Below are 15829 nucleotides of genomic sequence, written 5' to 3'. Positions count from 1 at the left end.
TCCAGAGTGCCACCCGTCACCGGCGCTGTCAGCGGGGTCAGCCGGCGCCGGGCGCCACCACGAACTCCGCCCACACGACCTTGCCGCCGCCGCGTGCCTCCACGCCCCACGCGTCGGCGAGCGCGTCGACCAGCAGCAGCCCCCGCCCGGAGACCCCGTCGTCCCCGGCCTCGCGGCGGCGCGGCAGGGCGCTGGAGGAGTCCTCGACCTCGACCCGCAGCCGCCGGTCGGTTCCGGTGAGCAGCCGGAGGGTGACGATGGCGGAGCCCTCGGTGTGCATGAGGGCGTTGGTCGTCAGTTCGTCGGCGACCAGTTCGATCTCGTCGCTCTGCGCCTTGGCGCCCCAGGACCGGACGGCGGCGCGGATCATGTGCCGGGCCTCGGTGAGGCCCTCCGGGTCGCCCGGGGAGACGTGCTGCTGGACCCGGCCGAAGGTCCGCGGGGCGCCCAGGCCGTGCCGGCGCAGCACCAGCAGCGCGACGTCGTCGTCGCCGCGCCGCTCGTCGGCCACGTCGATCAGCCGGTCGGCCAGGTCCCGCACGTCCTGGGGCCCGGAGGTGATCAGCGCCGTGAGGACCTGCATGCCCTCGTCGAGGTCGGCGCCCGGCTGCTCGACCAGACCGTCGGTGCACAGCAGCAGGGTGTTGCCCGGGTCCAGCTCGAGGGTGGCGACCGGGTAGGCGAGGCGCCCGAACTCGGCGGACAGGCCGAGCGGCAGCCCGCCCTCGACGCGGACCAGGCGGCAGGTGCCGTCACCGAAGCGCATCAGCGGGTCGATGTGTCCGGCGCGGACCACCTGGACCACTCCGGTGCCCAGGTCGGCCTCCGCGTACAGGCAGGTCGCGAAGCGGTCGGTGTCCAGCTCGTGCAGGAAGACGGAGGCCCGCGCCATCACCGTGGCCGGCGGGTGGCCCTCGGCGGCGTAGGCGCGCAGCACGATGCGCAGCTGGCCCATGACGGCGGCGGCGTGCGTGTCGTGGCCCTGGACGTCGCCGATGACGGCGCCGACGCGGCCGCCGGGCAGCGGGATCAGGTCGTACCAGTCGCCGCCGATGTCCCGCCCCAGGGCGCCCCCGATGGAGGCCGCGCGGTAGCGGACGGCGACGTCGCAGCCGGGCACGCTGGGGATGGTGCGCGGCAGCATGGCCTGCTGGAGACCCTCGGCGAGGTCCATCTCCTGCTCGTAGAGCATGGCCCGCTGCAGGCTCTGCGCGATGCCGCTGCCGAGGGCGACCAGGACGTTGCGGTCCTCCGGGGAGAAGCCGTGCCGGTCGCTGTAGAGCAGCCCGATGGCGCCGATGGGCCGGGCCTGGGCGATCAGCGGCAGGTAGGCGGCGGCGGTGATGTCGAGGTGGGTGATGTCCTGCCACAGCCCGGGGTAGCGCTCCGCGAACTCCTCCGGCGACTCGATGAAGCGGGGGCTGAGCGTCCGTACGGCCTCGCTCATCGGGTACGGCTCGTCGATCCGGGTGATCCGGGTGCCGGGGATGAAGCTGTTCTCGGGGCCGTCGGCGACCAGCCGGATGCGGCCGGCCTCGACCAGGCCCATCACCAGGCTGGTGGCGCCCAGCCGGGTGAGTCCGTGGGTGTCGCGGAGCACGTCGATGACGTCGTCCACGGTGCGGGCGTGCGCGAGGGCGGCCGTGGCGAGCTGGACGACGTTGGTCAGCCGGCGGCGCGCCTCGTCCTGTGCGGCCTGCTCCCGGTCGGCCGCGCTTTCGGCCATCTCCTGGGTGGCGTCGCGGACGATGCCGATGATCCGCCGGGGGCGGCCGGTCTCGTCCCGGCGGATGTAGCCCTGGGTGTGGGTCCAGCGCAGGGTGCCGTCGCGGCGGCGCAGCCGGAAGTAGGTGCCGTAGTTCTCGCTGCCGTCCTTCATGGCCCGGGCGACGATGGTGTCCATGCGGCGGCTCTCCGCCGTGGGCACGCGCAGCGACAGCGACTCGGGGCGCCCGTCGTACTCCTCCGGGCGCAGGTCGAACACCTCGTGGGCCTGGGCGTCCATGTGGAACAGCCCTGCGTCCAGGTCCCAGTCGAAGCTGCCCATGCGGTTGAGCGCCAGGATCGGGTCCGGGTGGGCGGGCCAGTCGTCCGGGAGTGACGGGGCGCTCGCTCCCCGATCAGACATGGACCCCACCTTGCCAGGATTTGTCGGAATCTTCGACTCCTGGTCGGCGGACAGGGGGAATCAGGGGAAGAGGTCCGGAGGGGGGCCGGGGCGGGGGTACACGGAGCGAGTACGAGAGGAGCCCGGCCGTGGAGTGGTTCACCGCACCCGACTACTGGCTCGCCCGGCTGGTCTTCCAGCGGGCCCTGGCCGCCGTGTACCTGGTCGCGTTCCTGACGGCCGCCCTGCAGTTCCGGGCGCTGCTCGGCGAGCGCGGGCTGACGCCCGTGCCCCGCTTCGTCGAGCGGGTGCCGTTCCGGCGGGCGCCCAGTCTGTTCCAGTGGCGCTACTCCGACCGGCTCTTCGCTGGCTGCGCCTGGGCGGGCTCGGCGGTGTCGGCGGCGCTGGTGGCCAGGGTGGACTCGCTGCTGCCGCTGTGGGGCGCGATGCTGCTGTGGCTGGTGCCGTGGGCGCTCTACCTCTCGATCGTCAACGTCGGACAGACCTGGTACTCGTTCGGCTGGGAGTCGCTGCTCCTGGAGACCGGCTTCGTCGCCGTGTTCCTGGGCAACGAGGAGGTGGCGCCGCCGGTCGTGGTGCTGTTCCTGCTGCGCTGGCTGCTGTTCCGGGTGGAGTTCGGGGCGGGTCTGATCAAGATGCGCGGGGACGAGTGCTGGCGGAAGCTGACCTGCCTGGACCACCACCACGAGACCCAGCCGATGCCGGGCCCGCTGAGCTGGTTCTTCCACCACCTCCCCCGCCCCCTGCACCGCGTCGAGGTCGCCGCGAACCACGTCACGCAGCTCCTGGTGCCCTTCCTCCTGTTCGCCCCGCACCCCGTGTCGACGGCCGCCGCGGCGCTGATGATCGCGACCCAGCTGTGGCTGGTGCTCTCGGGCAACTTCTCCTGGCTGAACTGGATCACCATCGTGCTGGCCCTGTCGGTGGTCCGCTTCCCGGCCGATCCGCCGTCCGTGGCGGCCGCGCCGCTCTGGTACGAGGCGGTGGTCCTGGCGGTGGCGGCGGTGCTGGTGTTCCTGAGCCACCGGCCGGTGCGCAACATGATCTCCCGCCGCCAGGTGATGAACCGCTCCTTCGACTCGCTCCACCTGGTCAACACCTACGGCGCCTTCGGCTCCGTCAGCCGGGTCCGGTACGAGGTGGTGATCGAGGGGACCTCCGACGAGGTGGCCCGCGAGGACGGGGACTGGCGGGAGTACGAGTTCAAGGGCAAACCCGGTGATCCGCGCCGCTGGCCGCGCCAGTTCGCGCCGTACCACCTGCGACTGGACTGGCTGATGTGGTTCGCCGCGCTGTCGCCCTCGTACGCCGGGCCGTGGTTCGGCACCTTCGTGGAACGGCTGCTGGAGAACGACCGCGCCACGCTGCGGCTGCTGCGCCGCTCCCCGTTCCCGCCGGACGCGCCGCCGCGCTTCGTGCGTGCCCGGCTGTTCCGCTACCGGTACACGACCTGGCGCGAGCTGCGGGAGACGGGCGCGTGCTGGGAGCGGACGTACGTGCGGGAGTACCTGCCGCCGACCCGGCTCACCGCTCCCCGGTGAGCCGGGCCCGCCGATGGCGCTAGGCGCGCTTCAGCCGCAGGGTCACCAGCTCGAACGGACGCAGGCGTACGGCGATCCGGTCGCCGTCCGGCCGGGGTGCCTCCACGTCCGCGAGGGGGCGCTCCAGCAGGTCGGTGACCTGCACGTCGGTGACCGCGAACCCGGCGGTGAGGGTGGCGCGGGCCCGGCCGCCGTGGGCCTCGTGGAAGCGGACCACGACGTCGCCGCTGCCGTCGTCGGCGAGCTTGACCGCCGTGACGACGACCGCGTCCCGGTCCACCGTGACGAGCGGCGCGACCTCCGCGGCGCCGCCGGTGACGCGCCGCTCGGGCAGGTTGATCCGCCAGCCCTCGCGCACGGCGTCGCCGATGCCCGCGCCGGGCACCAGCGCGTGCCGGAAGCGGTGCACGCCCTGGTCGGTCTCGGGGTCGGGGAAGCGCGGGGCGCGCAGGAGGGAGACCCGCACGGTGGTGGTCGTGCCCTGGTCGCCGGCGCCGCGGACGGTACGGGTGACGTCGTGGCCGTACGTCGAGTCGTTGACGACGGCGACCCCCCAGCCGGGCTCCTCCAGGTGGACGAAGCGGTGGTTGCACGCCTCGAACTTGGCGGCCTCCCAGCTGGTGTTGGTGTGGGTGGGCCGGTGGAAGTGCCCGAACTGGGTCTCCGAGGCGTACCGTTCGGCGTGCACGTCGAGCGGGAAGGCGAGCTTGAGGAACTTCTCCGTCTCGTGCCAGTCGACCTCGGTGTCCACCTCGAGACGCCGCTCCCCCGGCGCCAGGGTCAGCACCTGGGTGACGCGGGAGGAACCGAAGGAGCGCACGATCCGCACCGAGGCGCCGTCGTCGCCGGGGACGACCTCGTCGGCGTCGGTGAGGTCGGTGACCGTGTTGCGGTAGAACTCGTCGACGTCCCAGGCGTCCCACATGTTCGGGAAGTCCGGGTGGAGCTGGAGCAGGTTGCCCGCCCCGCCCGGCGCGATCGTCTCGCGGTCGGCGGCGAGGTCGTACGCCGACACCACCAGGCCCCGGGCGTCGATCTGGACCCGCAGCAGGCCGTTGTCCAGGACGTGGCCGCCGCCGGGCCGGGGGCTCAGGTCCGTGCGTCCCTCGGTCGCGGGGGACGTGGCGGCGCCGGCCGGGACCCCGGCCCGCGCGTGCGGGGCGGAGTTGAAGACCAGCGAGGTGTCGCCCTCGCCGGCCAGGGCGCGCTGGGCGGCGTCGACGATGGTGTTCAGCTCGTCGGCGACCTTGTCGTAGGTGGCGCGGGCCTCGCGGTGCACCCAGGCGATGGAGGAGCCGGGCAGGATGTCGTGGAACTGGTGCAGCAGGACCGTCTTCCAGATCCGGTCCAGGTCGTCGTACGGGTAGGGGAACCCGGCGCGCACGGCCGCCGTCGCCGCCCACAGCTCCGCCTCGCGCAGCAGGTGTTCGCTGCGCCGGTTGCCCTGCTTGGTCTTGGCCTGGCTGGTGAGGGTGGCGCGGTGCAGTTCGAGGTACAGCTCGCCGACCCAGACCGGCGGCGCGGGGTTCTCGGCCTCGGCCTTCTCGAAGAAGGCGTGCGGGGTCTCCCACTCGACCGTCGCCGAGCCTTCGAGGTTCCGCAGCCGGGCCGCCTTGGCGACCATCTCGCGGGTGGTGCCGCCGCCCCCGTCGCCCCAGCCGGTGGGGGCCAGGGAGTGCCGGGCGACGCCCTTGTCCTTGAAGTTCTTCGCCGCGTGGGCGATCTCGCTGCCCTTCATCGAGCAGTTGTAGGTGTCGACGGGCGGGAAGTGGGTGAAGATCCGGGTGCCGTCGATGCCCTCCCAGCGGAAGGTGTGGTGCGGGAACTTGTTCGTCTGGGACCAGGAGATCTTCTGCGTCAGCAGGTACTTGGCGCCGGCCGCCTTGATGATCTGCGGGAGTCCGGCCGCGAAACCGAAGGTGTCCGGCAGCCACGCCTCGTCGTTCTCGACGCCGAACTCGTCGAGGAAGAAGCGCTTGCCGTGCACGAACTGCCGGGCCATCGCCTCCGAGCCGGGCATGTTGGTGTCCGACTCCACCCACATGCCGCCGGCCGGCACGAAACGGCCGTCCGCGACCGCCTTCTTGACCCGCGCCCACACCTCGGGCCGGTGGTCGCGCACCCACGCCCACTGCTGGGCCTGCGACATGGCGAAGACGAAGTCCGGCTCGTCCTCCAGGAGGGCGGTCATGTTGGAGGTGGTGCGGGCCACCTTGCGCACGGTCTCGCGCAGCGGCCACAGCCACGCCGAGTCGATGTGCGCGTGCCCGACGGCGCTGATGCGGTGCGCTGAGGGGACGGCGGGGGCGGCCAGCACCTCGGCGAGGCGGGAACGGGCCTGCTCGGCCGTGCCGCCCACGTCCTGGAGGTCGATGGCGTCCAGCGCCTTGTCGACGGCGCGCAGGATCTCCCAGCGGCGCGGGGACTCCACCGGCAGCTCGGCCATCAGCTCGCCGAGGACCTCCAGGTCGAGCACCAGGTTCCACACGGTCTCGTCGAGGACGGCGAGGTCCATGCGGGTGAGGGTGTACTGCGGTTCGCTGCCCGCGGTGTCCTTGTCGCCGAGCCGGGTCGGCACGAAGGGGTGGTAGTCGAGGATGACGGGGTTGGAGGCCGCCTCGACGTGCAGGCGCACCTGCTCGCCGCCCTCGACGGGGGCGCCGATCCGCACCCACTGGTTGCGCGGGTTGAGGCCCTTCACCGGGGTGCCGTCGGGGCGGTAGACCAGGCCCTCGCACTGGAAGCCGGGCATGTTCTCGTCGAAGCCGAGGTCGAGGATCGCCTCGACGGTCTTCCCGGCCCACTCCTTCGGCACGGTGCCGGTGACGCGGAACCAGCTGGTGCCCCAGGGCGCGCCCCAGCGGGCGCCGACCTCGATGGGCCGCGGTTCGGCCGCGAGTCCCTCCTCGACGGGGACGGGCTCGCCTGGCGCGTTCCACACCGCCACGTCCAGCGGTACGGACTCGGGGTAGAGGGCGGGGCGGACACGCTCGTCGAGGACGCGCTTGAGGCGGGCTTCGACCAGATTGCGGTCGTCATGCATGCGGGTGCTCCGGGGTCGTGGGGGCGGGTGGTTGCCAGGGGTGGGTCGCGGTGGCGGGGGCCGACGTCAGGTACAGCTCCCCAGCGGGACGCGCTTCGAATCGTGCGGCGCGCTCGTCGTACCGGGCGGGGCGGGGGTCACGGGGTGGTCACCTGGTCGGGGACGACGACCTCGGTGATGCCGCGGGCCGCGAGGTGGCCGGTGTCGGCGGCGCGGGTGTCGAGGACGGTGGTGGGACGGGCGCCGTCGGCGACCAGCCGGAAGAAGGCGTCGAAGACGGCGCCGCCGGGGGCGCAGGCCGACCGCGCGGCGGGGTCGGCCGGAACGGCGAGGGCCGTGGTGCGCGTGGCGGGGGCGGAGCGGGCTCCGTCCCGGGCCGCGCGCGCCGCTCTCGCCAGGACCCGTGCCGTGTCCTTGGGGCGCCGGTCGTTGGTGAGGAGCCCGAGGCCGTACTCCAGCTCCGGGAAGTCGGCCAGTGCCCGGGACACGTCGTGGGAGCACCACCAGGTGACGCCCCACAGGTCGGGGCAGTCCAGGGCGTTCTCGACGGTCGCTTCGGTGAAGGCGGCGGCGTGCTCGGCGGGGACGAGGGGTGCGGGGGCGCCGACCTCCTGGAGCCAGACGGGGCGGTGCGGGTCGTCGGCCCATGCCTTGCTCAGCTCGATCAGGTAGGCGGCGTGGTGCTCGCTGGGCACGGAGGTGCGGCCGTGGCGCTGGGCGGTGCCGTTGAAGACCCAGGAGTGCACCGCCGTGACGGCGCCCTGCCGGGCGGCCTGGGCCGGGGTGAAGGGCTGGTCGTCCTGGTACCAGGTGGCGTCGTACTCGGCGTGCAGGTGCATGCGGCCCGGGGCGCCCTCCTCGCAGGCGGCCAGCATCCGCTGAAGCCAGGCGTCGATCTGGACGCTGGTGGCGCGGTCCGGGTCGGGGTGGGGTCCGGCGGAGAACTGGTTGACCTCGTTGCCGAGGGTCATGCCGAGGAAGTTGGCGCGGTCGGCCAGCGCGGCGGCGAGGGTGCGCAGGTAGGCGGCCTGGCCCTCTACGACGTCGGGGTCGGTGAACAGGTTGCGCCGGTGCCAGGTGCGGGTCCAGGCCGGCACGTAGTCGAAGCTGCTCAGATGACCCTGCAGGCCGTCCACGTTGACGTCGAGGCCGCGTTCACCGGCCGCGTCGACCAGGGCGACGAGGTGCTCGACCGCTCGTTCGCGGATCAGTGAGCGGTTGGGCTGGAAGTACGGCCACAGCGGGAAGACGCGGACGTGGTCCACGTCCAGCGCGGCGATGGAGTCCAGGTCGGCGCGTACGGAGTCGAGGTCGAAGTCGAGCCAGTGGTGGAACCACCCCACGCTCGGGGTGTAGTTGACGCCGAAGCGCACGGCAGAAGGCATGCGGTGTCCTTGAGAGGGGGAGCGGGTGGTTCAGCCCTTGACGGCGCCCTCGCCCACGCCGCGGAAGAAGTAGCGCTGGAGGCAGGCGAAGAGGACGATGAGCGGCGCCACGGCGATGATCGTGCCGGCGGCGACCAGGCGTTCGTCGTTGGCGAAGGTGCCGTGCAGGTAGTTCAGGCCGATGGTCAGGGTGAACTTGGACGGGTCGCTCAGCACGATCAGAGGCCACAGGAAGTCGTCCCAGGCGCCCATGAAGGCGAAGATCGCGACGACGGCGAGGGTGCCCTTCACCGCGGGCAGCGCGATCCGGTAGAACCGCTGCCAGACGTTGGCGCCGTCGACGAAGGCGGCCTCCTCGATCTCGTAGGGGAGGTTGAGGAAGGCGTTGCGCATCAGCAGCACGTTCAGGGCGCTGACGCAGCCCGGCAGCACCACGCCGACCAGGGTGTTGTTGAGACCCAGCTCCCGCATGGTGGTGAACTGGGCGATGATGATGCCCTCCACCGGCACGAGCATGGCCAGGATGAACACCAGCGTGGCGACACGCCGGCCCCGGTAGCGCAGCCGGGCCAGGGCGTACCCGGCGAGGGCGGCGCCGACGCAGTTGGTGACGACGTTGGCCGCGGCGACCTTCAGCGAGTTCAGGGCGTAGTCCCACACCGGAATGGTGTCGGCGACCCGCTCGTAGTTGTGCAGGGTGGGGTCGGAGGGGAGGAACTTCGGCGGGGAGCTGAAGATGTCCTCGGTGGGGCCCTTGAGCGAGGTCGACAGCTGCCACAGGAACGGCCCGATGGTCAGGGCGAGGACGCCGAGCAGCAGCAGGTAGCGCAGGGCCAGTTCCCACCCGCGTACCCGGCGGCCGTGCTCGTCGGTGATGCGGGGTGCGCGTTCCCGCTTCCCGGGGGTGGTCCGGGACGTGTCGGCGGGCCGGGTCTTCTCGGCGAGGCTCACGACTCCTCCTTCCGGTCGGCGCGCAGGACGAGCAGCATCAGGACGACGGTGACGACGAAGACGACGACGGAGATGGCGGAGGCGTAGCCGACCCGGCCGGTGAGGCCGGTGCCGGTGCGCTGGACCAGCATCACGAGGGTGGTGTCCTCGCCGGCCGGACCGCCGTTCGGGCCCGCCATCAGGTAGACCTCGGAGAAGACCTTGAAGGCGGCGACCGAGGAGAGGGCCGCGACCAGGACCATGGTGGAGCGGACCGCGGGCACCGTGACGGTGAGGAAGCGGCGGACCGCGCCCGCGCCGTCCACGGCGGCGGCCTCGTGCAGCTCGCGCGGCACGTTGGCGAGTGCCGCCAAGTAAATGATCATGTAGTAGCCGAGGCCCTTCCAGACCGTGACGCCCATCGCGCTGAGCAGGATCAGCCACTGGTCGCTGAGGAAGCCGACGGGACTGGCGCCGAGCGTCTCCAGCAGGGAGTTGACCAGACCGCGCTCGTCGAGGAGCCAGACCCAGATCAGCCCGACGACGACGATCGAGGCGACGACCGGGGTGTAGAAGGCCGAGCGGAAGAAGGTGATGCCGGGGATGTTCTTCTGCACCAGCAGCGCGAGCAGCAGCGGCAGCAGCACCAGCGCGGGGACGACCCCGAGTACGTACAGGGAGCTGTTGCGCAGGCCGATCCAGAACATGTCGTCGTGGAGCAGCTCGCGGAAGTTGGCGAGGCCCACGAACTCGCCGGGGACCAGCGTGCGGCGGTCGGTGAAGGAGTTGACCAGGGTGGAGACGAAGGGGTACAGGATGAACGCGCCGGTGATCAGCAGACCCGGCGCGGCGAACAGCCAGGGGCTGGTGGGCAGTTGGCGCCGCACGCGCCGGACGCCGCCCTTGCGGGAGTCCGGGGTGCCGGTGGTGAGGGTGGGACTCGCCATGATGTCTCAGCCCTGCTGCTGGAGGAGCCGGTCGCACGCCTTGACAGCGTTGTCGAGGGCTTCCTCGGGGCTCTGCTTGCCCTGGAGCGCCTTGGCGACCTCGTTGCGCAGCTCGGTCTTCATCTGCTCGCTGAACAGCACGGGCGTGTAGTTGACCGCCGTCTTCAGCGACTTGGCGGAGGCGACCCGGACGCGGGTCTCGTCGGTGCCGTCCTCCTTGGTGAAGTACGGGTCGTCCAGCGAACCGGCGGTGCTCGGGAAGATGGCGACCTGCTTGGCGAAGGACATCTGGTGGGCCGCGTCGGTGACGTAGTGCGCGAAGGCGACCGCGGCGGGCTTGCGGTCGCTCTGCGAGTTCACCATCAGGCCCATCACGTACATGTTGACGTGGCCGGTGCTGGTGATCTGGTCGGTGATGCCGATGTTCTTGTACAGGCTCGGCGCCTGCTTCTTGAAGTTGGCGAGGTCGAGCGCGCTGCCCGGGTTCATGGCGACGGCGCCGGTGAGGAACTTCTTCCCGGTGGATTCCGGGGTGGCCGTCAGCGCCTGCGGGTCGAGGGCCTTGGCGTCGTACAGCTCCTTGTAGCGGGTGAGGAGTTCGACACCCTTGGCGTCGTTGAACGCGAAGGCGGTGCCCTCCTTGTTCATGAGCGACGCGCCGTAGCGGCCGAAGTCCTCGATGGTGGGCACGTTGGCGAGGGTGGCGACCTCGCCGTCGGTCTTGTCGGAGATCTTCAGGGCGGCGTCGAAGACCTCGTCGTAGGTCTTCGGCGGCTGCTCGGGGTCGAGTCCGGCCTTCTCGAAGAGGGACTTGTTGTAGAAGAGCGGGCCGGTGTTGAGGTACCAGGGGAAGGCGTAGGTGCCGTCCATGCCCGGTATCCGGTGGCTGGCCCAGGCGCCTTCCAGGTACTCCTTCTCGTACTGGCCGGCGGCCTTGTCCAGGTCGAGCGCCAGGCCCGCCTTGGCGAGCGGGGCGACCAGGTCCGGGGAGACGTTGACGACGTCGGGCAGGGTGCCGCCGGCGGCGTCGGCGCTGATCTTGTCGGCGTAGCCCTCGCCGGGCTGGTCGACCCACTTGACGTGGGTGCCGGGGTACTTCTTCTCGAAGTCCGCGATCAGGCCCTCGAAGTAGTCCTTGAAGTTGGCCCGCAGGTTCCAGGTCTGGAAGGTGATGTCGCCCTCGACCTTGCCCGAGGCGTCGGTCGAGCCACCGCCGTCACCCCCGGAGCCGCAGGCGCTGAGCGGCAGGAAGAGGGCGGCGACGGCGGCGACGGCGAATGTTCTGCGCGAGGTGGACACGGTGACACGTCTCCCTGAAGGACGTCGGCGGTGGGATGCCAGCGACCATGCACGGCGATTCCGCGGAAAGTCAATGGATTCACGCCAACTAAAGCAGAGGGCTCGACATTAGTCCAGGTCAGAGCGGTGCGAACGGTCACTTGCCAGGAACTACTAATGCGCTTTAGGATCTTCGCACTCAAGCGCTTTAGCTGAGACAGCTCTCACCGCTCGCACCGAGGAAAGGAGCGCGCATGCCGGCCAAGCGGCCCGCCGCGCGCCGGCCGACGATGAAGGACATCGCGCGCCGGGCCGGAGTCTCCGAGAGCGCGGTGTCGTTCGCGCTGAACGACCGGCCGGGGGTCTCCGAGATCACCCGGGACCGGGTGCGCCGGGTGGCCGAGCAGCTCGGCTGGCGGCCCAGTACGGCGGCACGCGCGCTGTCCGGGGAGGGCGCGGCGACGGTCGGCTTCGTGCTGGCGCGGCCCGCGCACACCCTGGGCGTCGACTCCTTCTTCCTGCAACTGGTGTCGGGCATCCAGGAGGTGCTGGCCGGGCGGCACCTGGGGCTGCTGTTCCAGGTGGCCCGGGACGTCAAGGACGAGTGCGCGGTGTACCGGCGCTGGTGGGCCGAACACCGGGTGGACGGCGTCCTCGTGGTGGACCCGCGCACCGACGATCCGCGTCCGGACCTGCTCGACGAACTGGGCCTGCCCGCCGTGGTGATCGGCGGGGCACCGGACGAGCGCCACCCGGGGCTGTCGACGGTGTGGGCGGACGACGCGGGCGCGATGGCCGCGCTGGTGGACGGGCTGCACGCGCTCGGGCACCGCCGGATCGTGCACATCGCCGGGCTGCCGGACCTCGCCCACACCGAGCGCCGCATCCGGGCTCTGCGCGCGGAGGCCGGGCGGCGCGGTCTGGGCGAGGTCGAGTCGGTGACCACCGACTACTCGGACGCCGAGGGCGCGGCCGTCACCCGCCGGGTCCTCGAGGCGCCCACTCCCCCGACCGCCCTGATCTACGACAACGACGTGATGGCCGTCGCCGGGGTCGCCGTCGCGGCCGAACTCGGCTTCTCCGTACCGGCCGACGTGTCCGTGGTGGCCTGGGAGGACTCGGCGCTGTGCCGCATGGTCAAGCCGTGGCTGTCCGCCCTGTCCCGGGACAGCGTGGAGTTCGGCCGCACGGCGGCCACCGAGCTGACCGCCCTGCTCGACGGCGGCCCGGCCCGGACGGTGCGGGTACCGGTGCCGCGGCTGATCGAGCGGGACAGCACGGGAGCGGTACGGCCGTCGGCCTGACGGCCCGCGCCAGGGGTGCCCGCCGGGCCTCCGGCCCTGGCGGCGGACGGCGCCGCTCGACTGAGGGGGCTACAGGGCGCGGTGCATGACGTGCAGGCCGACCCGCCCGTGCCGCGGGTGGTCGAAGGCGTCCGGCACCGTGCCGAGGATCGTGAAGCCGAGGGAGGTCCACAGCCGTACGGCGGGGTTGGTCTCGACGACGGCGTTGAAGACCATGCCCCGGTACCCCTGGGCCCTGGCGGCGTCCAGGACGTACTCGGCGAGGGCCCGGCCGGTGCCGCGGCCCGCCCGGTCGGGGTCGACCATGAAGCCGGCGTTGGCGATGCGGGCGGCGGGGCCGCCGTAGTTCGGGGTGAGGTAGGCGGAGGCGACGACGGCGCCGGTGTCGTCCTCGGCGACGTAGACGCGTTTGGCGGGGTTCATCCACAGGGCCCGGGCGTCCTCCTCGGAGGTTTCCGGGTCCCAGGCGTAGGTCTCACCGGCGGCGACGATGCGGTGCCAGAAGGGCCAGATGTGCGGCCAGTCGCCGGCCGTGGCTTTCCTGATCGGCATGGGCGTGAGTCTGGCACGCCCATGCGCTCGGCGACCTCGGCGGGTGGCGTGCGGGTCAGTCCACGCTCGGCAGGATGTGCGGCTCGGCGAGGTCCTCCTCGTAGCCCGCGAGGCGGATGGGGGCGGAGCGTGCCCACACGTCGAGGCTGCCGATCTCTCCGGGCCGGCGGCCGGCTCGCCCGGTGCGTTCCTCGGTGCGTTGTTCTGGGTTCGTCGTCGTTTCCGGTGTCACCGCGCACTCCTTATGTGTCGGGTCACCCTCGGGGGCCCTGTCGGCGCCAGTCTCCTGTCCGGCACCCGGCGTCCGCTCGGGTGTGGGTCGAATGCAGTTCGGACGCGGTGGCGCCGGTCACTCGTGCGGAGGCAAACCGTTGTGAACCGGCTTGTCCCATGACGGACCTTGGGTGTGGGTGGGTCCCCGTGCTGCCGCCCGTCCGGACCAGATTAACCAAATGAGCGGGGGTGCGCTCTATGGGGCTCAAAAGATGGGAGAACCATTGCCCTTCGCCCCGCGCACAGTTGACCCGAGTCTGCCCCGGTTCCCACGCTTTCGCACCGTGTGCAAGTCACCCGTTCGGCCTACACCGACGTCCGTACCTTCGAATGTCGGCGGTGGCGGGTCGCGCAGTTAAGTTGCCGTTGGCTGCGCCGCAAGCTCGCCATGGTCTGCTGCTCGTCGGCAACGGCTGTCTCGTGGGAGGACCGAGGCATGGAACTGCGCAGCGTCGAGGAGCTGATGGACCTGCTGTACGCCTGCCGGGGCGAGCGGTCCGCCGCCGGGGCCGGCGGCGGACCCGGGGATCCGCACGGGCACGCGCTGCGCACGGCCGCGCTGCTGCGTCGGCGCCGCCCGGCGGACAAGGAGCTCCAGGTCGCGGGGCTGGTCTCGCCGGTGGGACGGCTGCTGTGGCCCGGCAGCCCGGCCGCCAGGACCGCCGACGCGGTACGGCCGCTGCTCGGCGCGCGAGTCGCCCGCCTGGTGCGCCGTCAGGCCCACCCCGAGGCCTGGGACCACGACGACGACCTGGCCAGTCTGTGCCAGGCGGACGAGGAGGCGCGCACCGCCGTCTTCGACGCCGGGGTGCTGGAGGACTGGCGCACGGTGCTGGAGCTGACGGCCGCACGGAACGCGCGGCTGGGCGCGGTCGACTGAGGCACCGTCCGGTGCGGACCGGGTGGGACGGGCCGCCCGGAGTGCCAGGAGGGCCCGGTCACCACTTGCCGGGCGCGTAGTCCTTGAGGAAGACGCCGTACAGGTCCTCGCCCGCCTCGCCGCGCACGATCGGGTCGTAGACGCGGGCGGCGCCGTCGATCAGGTCGAGCGGGGCGTGGAAGCCCTCGTCCGCCAGGCGCAGCTTGTCGTAGTGCGGGCGCTCGTCGGTGATCCATCCGGTGTCGACGGAGGTCATCAGGATCTTGTCGGTGTCGAACATCTCCTGGGCGCTGGTCCGGGTCACCATGTTCATCGCGGCCTTGGCCGCGTTGGTGTTCGGGTGCCCGGCGCCCTTGTAACCGCGGGCGAACACCCCCTCCATCGCCGAGACGTTGACGACGTAGGCGCGCCCCGCGGGCGCCTTGCGCGCGGCCTCGGCCATGGACGCGCGCAGTGCGCTGATGAGGATGAACGGCGACGTGTAGTTGCACAACTGGGTCTCCAGCAGTTCCACCGGCGAGATCTGCTCGATGGTCTGCACCCAGGTGTTGGAGTCGACGACGTCGGGGACCAGGCCACCCGCGTCGATGGCGGTGCCCTCGCGGTGCCGGACCACGCTGGCGTTCCCGGCGACCAGGGCGAGGTCGGCCACCTGCTGCGCGTCGAGCCCCGAGGTGCCCAGCGGCAGCGCGGCCAGGCCGTCCACCGCACCGGAGTTGAAGGCGCCGATGACCTGGTGGGCGGGCAGCTCCCCGGCGGGCAGCGGGGCGCTCTCTCCCTCGACCAGCGCGGCGTACGCGGAGGGCAGGCGGCGCACGGTCTGGGTGGCGTTGTTGATCAGGATGTCGAGCGGGCCCTGCTCGGTGACCCGCTCGGCGAGGGCCACGGCCTGGGCGGGGTCGCGCAGGTCGATGCCGACGACCTCCAGGCGGTGCAGCCAGTCCGCGGAGTCGTCCATGGCCTTGAAGCGGCGGATGGCGTCCTTGGGGAAGCGTGTGGTGATCGTGGTGTGCGCGCCGTCGCGCAGCAGGCGCAGCGCGATGTACATGCCGATCTTGGCCCGGCCGCCGGTGAGCAGCGCGCGCTTGCCGGTCAGGTCGGCGCGGGCGTCGCGGCGGGACCGGTTCTCGGCGGCGCAGTCCTGGCAGAGCTGGTGGTAGAAGTAGTCGACCTCGACGTAGCGCTGCTTGCAGATGTAGCAGGAGCGGGGGCGCTGGAGTATCCCCGCGATCGTGCCCTCCTCGGTGCGCGAGGAGGGCAGCAGCCCCTCGGTCTCGTCGTCGATGCGCTCGGCGGACCCGGTGGCGGTGGCCTCGGTGACCGCCTTGTCGTGGGCGGTCTTGGCGGCGCGGCGCTCCTGGCGGCGGCGCTGCTTGACCGTGCGGTAGATGTGCGAGGTGGCCCGGCGGACCGCGATCGCGTCGGGGTGGTCGACGTCCAGCTCGTCGAGTTCCTTCAGCACGTCGAGGCAGAGCGCGAGCCGTTCGGGGTCGATGCCGGGTCCGTACGCGGACGCCGCCACCTCGTCCGTGGTCGCCGCACCGTCCTGTGTCACCGTCATCGCCGCT

The 15829-nt window shown here is 71.9% G+C and carries 12 protein-coding genes; 3 read left to right on the top strand and 9 right to left on the bottom strand.

Features of this window, described 5'->3' with window-relative positions:
* Positions 1 to 37: 37 nt before the first annotated feature.
* Positions 38 to 2128 carry a SpoIIE family protein phosphatase gene (locus IE258_RS28860; protein WP_189748248.1) on the bottom strand — a complete coding sequence of 697 codons (2091 nt, stop codon included), beginning with the start codon at positions 2126 to 2128 and terminating at the stop codon, positions 38 to 40.
* A gap of 128 nt (positions 2129 to 2256) precedes the next feature.
* Here IE258_RS28860 and IE258_RS28855 point away from each other — a divergent pair, with 128 nt between their 5' ends.
* A complete protein-coding gene (locus IE258_RS28855; protein WP_189748246.1) occupies positions 2257 to 3669 on the top strand; it encodes a lipase maturation factor family protein in 1413 nt (470 codons plus the stop codon).
* 19 nt (positions 3670 to 3688) lie between these two features.
* On the opposite strand, the gene IE258_RS28850 is transcribed toward IE258_RS28855, so the two are convergent.
* The 5 genes from IE258_RS28850 to IE258_RS28830 form a co-directional block, all read right to left on the bottom strand.
* Positions 3689 to 6712, bottom strand: a complete 3024-nt coding sequence (locus IE258_RS28850) for an alpha-mannosidase (protein WP_189748244.1) — start codon at positions 6710 to 6712, stop codon at positions 3689 to 3691.
* Positions 6713 to 6849: 137 nt separating this feature from the next.
* Complete coding sequence (locus tag IE258_RS28845) at positions 6850 to 8097, bottom strand: glycoside hydrolase 5 family protein (protein ID WP_189748242.1); 1248 nt, start codon at positions 8095 to 8097, stop codon at positions 6850 to 6852.
* 30 nt (positions 8098 to 8127) lie between these two features.
* Positions 8128 to 9048 (bottom strand): carbohydrate ABC transporter permease, encoded by a 921-nt coding sequence (locus IE258_RS28840; protein ID WP_159326028.1) that lies wholly within the window; start codon positions 9046 to 9048, stop codon positions 8128 to 8130.
* Positions 9045 to 9974, bottom strand: a complete 930-nt coding sequence (locus IE258_RS28835; protein WP_189748240.1) for a carbohydrate ABC transporter permease — start codon at positions 9972 to 9974, stop codon at positions 9045 to 9047. Before IE258_RS28835 ends, IE258_RS28840 begins: the two co-directional genes overlap by 4 nt.
* Before the next feature lie 6 nt (positions 9975 to 9980).
* Positions 9981 to 11273, bottom strand: coding sequence for an ABC transporter substrate-binding protein (locus IE258_RS28830; RefSeq protein WP_189748238.1), 1293 nt, complete (start codon positions 11271 to 11273; stop codon positions 9981 to 9983).
* A gap of 233 nt (positions 11274 to 11506) precedes the next feature.
* Between IE258_RS28830 and IE258_RS28825 the strand changes: the two genes are divergently transcribed.
* The gene (locus IE258_RS28825; protein ID WP_189748236.1) at positions 11507 to 12556 is read left to right on the top strand and encodes a LacI family DNA-binding transcriptional regulator; all 1050 of its coding nucleotides are present in this window, start codon (positions 11507 to 11509) and stop codon (positions 12554 to 12556) included.
* 69 nt (positions 12557 to 12625) lie between these two features.
* On the opposite strand, the gene IE258_RS28820 is transcribed toward IE258_RS28825, so the two are convergent.
* On the bottom strand, positions 12626 to 13108 hold the full coding sequence (locus IE258_RS28820) for a GNAT family N-acetyltransferase (RefSeq protein WP_189748234.1): 483 nt from the start codon (positions 13106 to 13108) through the stop codon (positions 12626 to 12628).
* 55 nt (positions 13109 to 13163) lie between these two features.
* Positions 13164 to 13340 (bottom strand): hypothetical protein, encoded by a 177-nt coding sequence (locus IE258_RS28815; protein ID WP_115740673.1) that lies wholly within the window; start codon positions 13338 to 13340, stop codon positions 13164 to 13166.
* A gap of 477 nt (positions 13341 to 13817) precedes the next feature.
* Between IE258_RS28815 and IE258_RS28810 the strand changes: the two genes are divergently transcribed.
* Positions 13818 to 14261, top strand: a complete 444-nt coding sequence (locus IE258_RS28810; RefSeq protein WP_189748232.1) for a hypothetical protein — start codon at positions 13818 to 13820, stop codon at positions 14259 to 14261.
* Positions 14262 to 14319: 58 nt separating this feature from the next.
* On the opposite strand, the gene IE258_RS28805 is transcribed toward IE258_RS28810, so the two are convergent.
* Positions 14320 to 15822 carry an SDR family NAD(P)-dependent oxidoreductase gene (locus tag IE258_RS28805; RefSeq protein ID WP_189748230.1) on the bottom strand — a complete coding sequence of 501 codons (1503 nt, stop codon included), beginning with the start codon at positions 15820 to 15822 and terminating at the stop codon, positions 14320 to 14322.
* Positions 15823 to 15829: the final 7 nt, after the last annotated feature.

It is taken from the genome of Streptomyces tendae, assembly GCF_014650435.1.
In the GTDB taxonomy this organism is placed as follows: Bacteria; Actinomycetota; Actinomycetes; order Streptomycetales; family Streptomycetaceae; genus Streptomyces; species Streptomyces tendae.
This window is presented reverse-complemented; position numbering and strand designations above follow the sequence as displayed.